The following is a 6657-nucleotide window of genomic DNA, read 5'->3' on the forward strand; positions in this document are numbered from 1 at the left end:
TGCCCTCTCCCTTCTTTTATTCACCTAGTCGGCTGTCTAGGCGGGGGTGGTGCTTTACCCCAGCGGCTGGACGGGCGCTCAGGAGCACTCCCAGAAGAAGCGGCCTTCGCGGTGGTCGGGGCTGACGAAGCCGAAGCCGTAGCCGTAGCCGAAGTTGAGGAAGTACGGATCGTCCTCGCCCTCGCCGGCATCGCTGATCTTGAAGAGGAACTGCCAGGGGGAGTCGACGCGCGCGTAGAGGTTGGGGTAGCAGGCGGTGCCGCCGACGTAGTCGTGCAGGTCCTCGCCGCCGGGCATCTCGACATCGGGCCCCTCGCCCCGCAGGCTCCGCTCGAACGCCGCCTGGTCGTCGATCGAGCGATCGATCGCGGGGGCGACCGGCTGCAGGTCGACGTGCCACTCGACCGGGACCTCGGATTCGTCCGGACCCCAGCGCCAGAGCGTCCGGCCCTGCGTGCCCGGCGGCCCGATGACGGCGAAGGACGGGATGCGGCCGCCGGGCTGCACCAGCAGGACGGCGTCGCCGGCCTCCGGGTCGATCCCTCCCATCCCTGATCTTGCAGGGTATCCCCGGCTTCAGCCGGGGAGGGAATGCATCCTTGGCCCGGAGCCGCGAAGCGGCGGAGAACGCTGCGTTGTCAGTGGGGTGCACTAGCTTGACCACATCGACCGAAAGGGGGTGGGCTGGATGATCCGTGCGTACAAGTTCCTCATGCGGCCCACCGTGGGCCAGGCGCAGGCACTGTCGGAGATGCTTCGGGATCACTGCTCGCTCTACAACGGGGCGTTGCAGGAACGCCGCGACGCCTACCGGCACGTCTCGAAGACCAGCATCAGGTACGGGATGCAGTCGGCGCAGCTCAAGGAGATCCGGGCGTTCGACCCGGAGCGCCAGGGCCGCTGGTCGTTCTCCTCGCAGCAGGCGACGCTCCGTCGCCTGGACAAGGCGTTCGCCGGGTTCTTCCGCCGGGTCAAGTCCGGCGAGACGCCCGGCTACCCGCGCTTTCGGGGGGTGAACTGGTTCGACACGGCGGACTTCCCCAAGGACGGGGACGGCTGCCGCTGGGACTCCACCCCGCACGACCCGACCACCCGCGTCCGGTTCCAGGGCGTCGGGCACGTCAAGGTCAACCAGCACCGGCCGGTGGCCGGCAAGGTCAAGACCGTCAGCGTCAAGCGCGAGGGCAAGCGCTGGTACGTCGTCCTGACCGCCGAGCAGGCCGAGCCCGAGCCGCTGTCCCCCACGGGCAGCGTGATCGGCATCGACATGGGCATAGCCAACTTCCTCGCCGACTCCAACGGCGGGTTCGTCCCCAACCCCCGCCACGGCCGGCGCGCCGCCGCGAAGCTCGAAGCCGCACAGCAGGCCCTCAACCGGTGCAAGCGGCGCAGCAACCGCCGCCGCAAGGCCGTCCAGCGCGTTGCCGACCTGCACCGCAAGGTCCGCCGTCAGAGACTCGACCACGCGCACAAGACCGCTCTTGACCTCGTGCGTCGGCATGACTTCATCGCGCACGAAGACCTCAAGATCCGCAACATGGTCAAGGCCCCGGCCCCAAAACCCGATCCCGACCAGCCGGGTGGCTTCCTGCCCAACGGCGCGGCGGCCAAGGCCGGGCTGAACAAGTCGATCACCGATGCCGGTTGGGGGGTGTTCCTCACGATTCTCACCAGCAAGGCTGAAAGCGCCGGTCGGGAAGTGATCGCCGTGGACCCCCGCAACACCTCCCGCACCTGCCCCGAATGCGGGCACGTTGCGGCGCAGAACCGGCCCAACCAGGAGACTTTCCACTGCGTTGGCTGCGGCTACCAGGCGCACGCCGACACGGTGGGAGCCACCAACGTTCTACGGGCAGGGCTTGTCCGTCGCGACGCCCGCCAGGGCTAGCGAGAAGCCCCCACCTTTAGGTGGGGGAGGAGTCACCGCGCCCGGATCATCCACCGGGACTTGAAGCCCTCGAACATCCTGGTCGCCCGGGACGGCCCGAGGATCATCGACTTCGGGATCAGCAAGCCGACGGCCGACGCGCTGCCCACCGCGAGCGGCCAGATCATCGGCACCCCCGGGTTCATGTCCCCCGAACACGCGGCAGGGCTGAACCTCACCCCCGCCAGCGACCTGTTCTCACTCGGCGCCGTGCTGGCCTTCGCCGGGACCGGCCGCACGCCCTTCGGCGAAGGGCCGCCGGCGGTGCTGATCTACCGGGCCTCCGAGGAGCCTCCGGACCTCGACGGAGTGCCACCGGAGCTGGTGGGACTGCTGGTGCGCTGTCTGGACCGGGATCCGGCCCGGCGGCCCACGCCCACCGAGCTCGCCGAGGCCTTCCGGTACGGCCCGGCGGTCGGCACCGACTGGCTGGGAGGGGCCGAGCGGACCGTACGCCGGCGTGAGCGTGAACTGGCCCGGGTGCTGAGCGATCCGAACGGCACCCGGCGCAGGCTCCTCGTCCTCGGCGGAGCGCTGCTCGCCACGGCCGCCGCGGGCGGTGTCACCCGGGCCCTGTGGCCGGGCACCTCGGGGGAGCCCCCGACGGCCTGGTCGGCGACGCTTCCCCGGGCCGGCATGACACCGGTCGGCTGCGGACCGGCGGCGGTGGTGTGCGCGGACCGCACGGGTGCCGTCGGCTACGACCGTTCCGACGGGCGGGTGCTGTGGAGCAGCACCGCGGAGGCGGGGATGCTCCCGGTCGGCGACGGCGGGCGGCTCTGGTCCGTGGACTCCGACGGCTCGGTGCGGGCACGCGACGCGCGCAGCGGCGACACGGTCTGGCGTTCGTCCGACCCGGTTCCCGGTGCGCAGTCCGTCGCCCTGCCGCTGCCGGGCCTGCTGCTGGTCACCGGAGCCGACGGAACGCTGCACGGCTACGACGCGGCCGGAGGGCGCCGGCTGTGGAGCAGTACGGCGCTGGGCACTTCGTTCCGCATCCAGGGCATGCCGTCGGCGGGGTTGCTGATCGTCACGCTCCTCGGGGACCCGGCCCGGCTCGCCAAGGGCGCCTTCCGGTTCGTGGCACTCGACAGCGCGACCGGACGCCAACGCTGGTCGCTCGACGCCCAGGACCTCTACGCGCCGCCGGACGGGAGCCGGCTGTGCGCCCTGGGCGCGGATCTCGCCCTCACCGCCGTGGACGGCCAGAACGCGACCGTCCTCTGGAGTCGGCCCACCGGTCTTCCGTCCGGGATCATGTACAACGCTTCCTACCAGGGTTCGCTCTCGCTCCGCCAAGGGGTGATCACCTGCCTGCCCCTCACCGCGACGACGGCCACGGACGGGAAGGTCGTGACGGCGGCCTTCGACACCGAGGGCGCCCGGCTCTGGACCGGCTGGCGCACCGGCGTCCTCACCGGGTGCGCGGACGCCGGAACCGTCGTCGTGACCGGCGGCCCGCAGGACGCGTCCGCCCTCGACCTGCGCACCGGGCGCACCGCGTGGACCTGGCCGTCGCCACACGGCGCCGCCACCGTGTGGGGCGCCGTCGGAGGGTCGTTCCTGATCACTGCGCCCACCGCCGCCGACGGGATCACCGTGCAGTCGCTCACCAGCGCCGCCGGCAAACCGCAATGGCACCAGACGTTCGCCCGGCAGCCAGGGGCCCCGCAAGTCCTCGCCCAGGACTCGGCCCTGCTGGTCGGCTACGGGGCCACCCTGACCGCCTATCACCTGTCAGCCGGCTGACAGCCTCCGAAGGGTTGATCACGAGATGGCCGAGATCGAGGACACCCCGCCCGCCACCGAACCGCTGCCGACCCTCCCAGGCACCCGCCCCCTGCCGCCACAGCCCACTCCCGCCACCCTCCCCGACCCGGCGGACCTGCGCCCGGCCGGACCCTCCCGGCGGTGGACCTGGCTGCTCGGAGGCGTCACGGCCGGGGCGGGCACCGCAGCGCTCGTCCTGGGCCTGGTGGCCAACCTCGTCACCCCGGCGGCGACTGCGGGGACGACGGCCGCGACGACGGTCTCCGCCGCGACGACCGTCTCGGCCACGACGACCGTCTCGCCCGCGCCGACGCTCTCGGTCTCGCCCGCACCGACCCTCTCGGTCACCTCCGGACCGGCGAGCCCTACGACGGCGCCCTACACCACCTTGGCCGCGGGCTGCGTCCTGGTTCGCCCCGAGACGGTCGACCGCTATGCGAAGGGAACCTCGTGCAGCGAGCAAAAGGACGTCGTGGGCATGACCAATGCGAGCGCGGGCTGGCACAGCAATGACGGAGGCTGGACCATGATGCAGGTCATGGTCCAGCTGTCCCCGGTTGCCGAGAGTGGCTACGAGATCACCGTGGCCGGGCACCGGAACGGGGGGGCCACCAGCGGAATGAAGGTCACTGATGACCGGGCCGTTCCCGGCATAGGGGAGAAGGCGACCCTGTTCTACACCACCATGAATGGGTACGGCCACGCCGACCTCGTGGTGCTCCAGCGCAACGCGCTCATCACCATCAGCTATGAGAAGGGCACCTTTTCCGGGGTCACCCTGAAGGACATCCCGCCCGCCGACGCCGAAGCCGCCGCCACCGCCTGCGGCCAGGACGTCGTGGCCACGCTCGCCGCCTCGTGAAACCCGCGACGCCACCGACCCCGGCCGTGCGTCGATCCAGCTAGGGACTTTCTTTCGGATCAGCGGGCGGACCAGATGAAGATGCCCGCGATGTGGAGTCCGGCCTGGTAGACGGTGGCGGTCTTCTCGTAGCGGGTGGCCAGGCCGCGCCAGTTCTTCAGGCGGTTGATGCAGCGTTCGACGGACGATGTGACAAGCCTCCTAACAAAGCACTACAAGTCGCCGACGCGCTTCGGGCTGCCTGCCGCACCCGCCGCCCAGCCGACCCGGTGGTGTTCCATTCGGATCGCGGCTGCCAATACACGAGTCGCGAATTCGCTCTTCCGGCAGGCAAGTTCGATGTCAGATTGTCGGTCGGCCGTACCGGGCAGTGCCGGGACAACGCGCTCGCCGAGTCGTTCTTCGCCACGCTGAAGCGGGAGTTGCCCGGCGACCGGCCGTGGTCGAGCCGGGCGGCGGCCCGCACCGCGATCTTCGAGTGGATCGAAGCCTGGTACAACATGCGAAGGCTGCACAGCGGCCTTGGCTACCGCAGTCCCGTCGAGTACGAGACCGTCCTGGCGGCCTGACCACCACACCGATGGTGTCCGTCAAAGCGGAGCAAGCTCACTGGGCGATCGCCGGAGGTGAGTCGGCTGACGTCCCCGGGCGCCAATACCCCTGCGGAGAACGAGAGATAGGCCCCTTCCGCAATCGCGGAAAGGGCCCTTCTGCGTTCAGGGGTCAGTCGGTCAGCTCGAACTCCTGCTTGATCAGCTCGGCCTGACGGGTTGGCCAGTGACGCTAGTGAGCCGGTGGTTCGTCAGCCGACGATGGCCCACGACTGGGGGTGGTTCCCGGGGTCGCCGCAGGTCCACAGCGTCAGCCAGGTCCCGTTGTCCAGGGAGTTGCCCTCCGAGGTGATGCACTTGCCACCGTGCAGGGTCCAGATCCGCTCCTGGTCGAGGTTGTAATCAAACCGCTGCGGGCTGGACGTCGCGTAGGGATCGCAGGTCCACAGAGTAAGCACGGCGCCGTTGGTACCCGAGGCGTTGCCGCGGGGCGTCATGCACTTGCCGCTCACGTCGTGAACCAGGAGCATCCCCTCCCAGTGCCAGTTCTGCAGGCTGCTGCCCGTGCAGGACCAGACCGTGACCACGGTGCCGTTGTCGGTGCTGTTCCCCTCAGGGGTCGCGCACTTGTTCTCGGTGTTCCACAGGACCGAGCTGCCGACGGCCTGCGCGGGGCTTGCAGCGAGTGAGGTGAACCCGATCATGGCGACCAGCGCGAAGAGCGCGGTCGAAAACTTGCGAATCATGTTTCCCCGGATCTTGGATCTTTTAATGTCTCGGCCTGCCGGGCCGTATGGTGCGCGCCCATGCCGAAAGGAGCCCCGGAGGGCTGGAACTTCTGGCAAGGGACGGTCGCCCGCCCGGCACACGGCGGCGACCCACGAGCACTGAAGCCCGGGTCGCCGATGAAGGAGCGCCCAGGAATGGGAGCGCATCGAACTGATCGTGTGTCGCATGGCGTGCGATCCGGGCACAGTATGTTCATTCAGCATGGTCGGTGTCCAGCCACATCCGAAAGCAGCTCCTCCGCAACGCCGTCGAAGGGTCTGCCCAATGAACGGCCCCGTCCCGTAGTCGGTGGTAACGATGTGCGGCGGGCGCCGTTGGCAGGTCCTGCGAGATGTCAATGAGCTTGTGGGCACGGCGTTTTCCGGGCTGTCGCCGCTGGCGATCGAGGACGTGGTGGACGAGGGCGAGGTGATCCGGGTGATGGCCCGGACCCAGGACGGTCCGGCGCCCTGCCCGGCCTGCGGGGCGCCGACGGACCGGGTGCACGGGTTCCACCGTCGAACGGCGGCGGACGTGCTGGCGGATGGCCGGCGGGTGCTGGTGGCGGTGCGCGTCCGCCGCTTGGCCTGCCCGGTGCTGGGCTGTCGACGGCAGACGTTCCGTGAGCAGGTGCCCAGTCTGCTGGAGCGCTACCAGCGTCGAACGGGCCGCCTCGCTGACCAACTAGGGACTTTCTTTCGGATCAGCGGGCGGACCAGATGAAGATGCCCGCGATGTGGAGTCCGGCCTGGTAGACGGTGGCGGTCTTCTCGTAGCGG

The 6657-nt window shown here is 69.9% G+C and carries 6 protein-coding genes and 1 pseudogene; 5 read left to right on the top strand and 2 right to left on the bottom strand.

All coding sequences use genetic code 11. The features are described 5' to 3' along the window. Positions 1 to 78 precede the first annotated feature (78 nt). Positions 79 to 549, bottom strand: coding sequence for a hypothetical protein (locus ACFVU9_RS44350; RefSeq protein ID WP_387603577.1), 471 nt, complete (start codon positions 547 to 549; stop codon positions 79 to 81). A gap of 139 nt (positions 550 to 688) precedes the next feature. Between ACFVU9_RS44350 and ACFVU9_RS44355 the strand changes: the two genes are divergently transcribed. From ACFVU9_RS44355 to ACFVU9_RS44370, 4 genes are all read left to right on the top strand, one after another. Next, positions 689 to 1888 (top strand): RNA-guided endonuclease InsQ/TnpB family protein, encoded by a 1200-nt coding sequence (locus ACFVU9_RS44355; protein ID WP_387603580.1) that lies wholly within the window; start codon positions 689 to 691, stop codon positions 1886 to 1888. Between the two features lie 45 nt (positions 1889 to 1933). Then, positions 1934 to 3676 (top strand): PQQ-binding-like beta-propeller repeat protein, encoded by a 1743-nt coding sequence (locus tag ACFVU9_RS44360; protein ID WP_387603589.1) that lies wholly within the window; start codon positions 1934 to 1936, stop codon positions 3674 to 3676. Positions 3677 to 3701: 25 nt separating this feature from the next. Further along, positions 3702 to 4559, top strand: a complete 858-nt coding sequence (locus ACFVU9_RS44365) for a hypothetical protein (RefSeq protein ID WP_387603583.1) — start codon at positions 3702 to 3704, stop codon at positions 4557 to 4559. Between the two features lie 92 nt (positions 4560 to 4651). Continuing rightward, positions 4652 to 5128 carry a transposase gene (locus ACFVU9_RS44370; RefSeq protein WP_387603585.1) on the top strand — a complete coding sequence of 159 codons (477 nt, stop codon included), beginning with the start codon at positions 4652 to 4654 and terminating at the stop codon, positions 5126 to 5128. A gap of 233 nt (positions 5129 to 5361) precedes the next feature. On the opposite strand, the gene ACFVU9_RS44375 is transcribed toward ACFVU9_RS44370, so the two are convergent. Then, positions 5362 to 5856 carry an RICIN domain-containing protein gene (locus tag ACFVU9_RS44375; RefSeq protein WP_380447583.1) on the bottom strand — a complete coding sequence of 165 codons (495 nt, stop codon included), beginning with the start codon at positions 5854 to 5856 and terminating at the stop codon, positions 5362 to 5364. Between the two features lie 340 nt (positions 5857 to 6196). Between ACFVU9_RS44375 and ACFVU9_RS44380 the strand changes: the two are divergent. Next, a pseudogene (locus ACFVU9_RS44380) lies at positions 6197 to 6565 on the top strand (transposase family protein); the annotation flags it as partial. Positions 6566 to 6657: the final 92 nt, after the last annotated feature.

This window comes from Kitasatospora sp. NPDC057936 (assembly GCF_042887525.1).
GTDB lineage: Bacteria > Actinomycetota > Actinomycetes > Streptomycetales > Streptomycetaceae > Kitasatospora.

What these genes read in the sequence shown, in the direction of transcription:
- ACFVU9_RS44350 (WP_387603577.1), bottom strand. Translation starts at nt 549, where the DNA reads ATGGGAGGGATCGACCCGGAGGCCGGCGACGCCGTCCTGCTGGTGCAG.
- ACFVU9_RS44375 (WP_380447583.1), bottom strand. Translation starts at nt 5,856, where the DNA reads ATGATTCGCAAGTTTTCGACCGCGCTCTTCGCGCTGGTCGCCATGATC.
- ACFVU9_RS44365 (WP_387603583.1), top strand. Translation starts at nt 3,702, where the DNA reads ATGGCCGAGATCGAGGACACCCCGCCCGCCACCGAACCGCTGCCGACC.
- ACFVU9_RS44355 (WP_387603580.1), top strand. Translation starts at nt 689, where the DNA reads ATGATCCGTGCGTACAAGTTCCTCATGCGGCCCACCGTGGGCCAGGCG.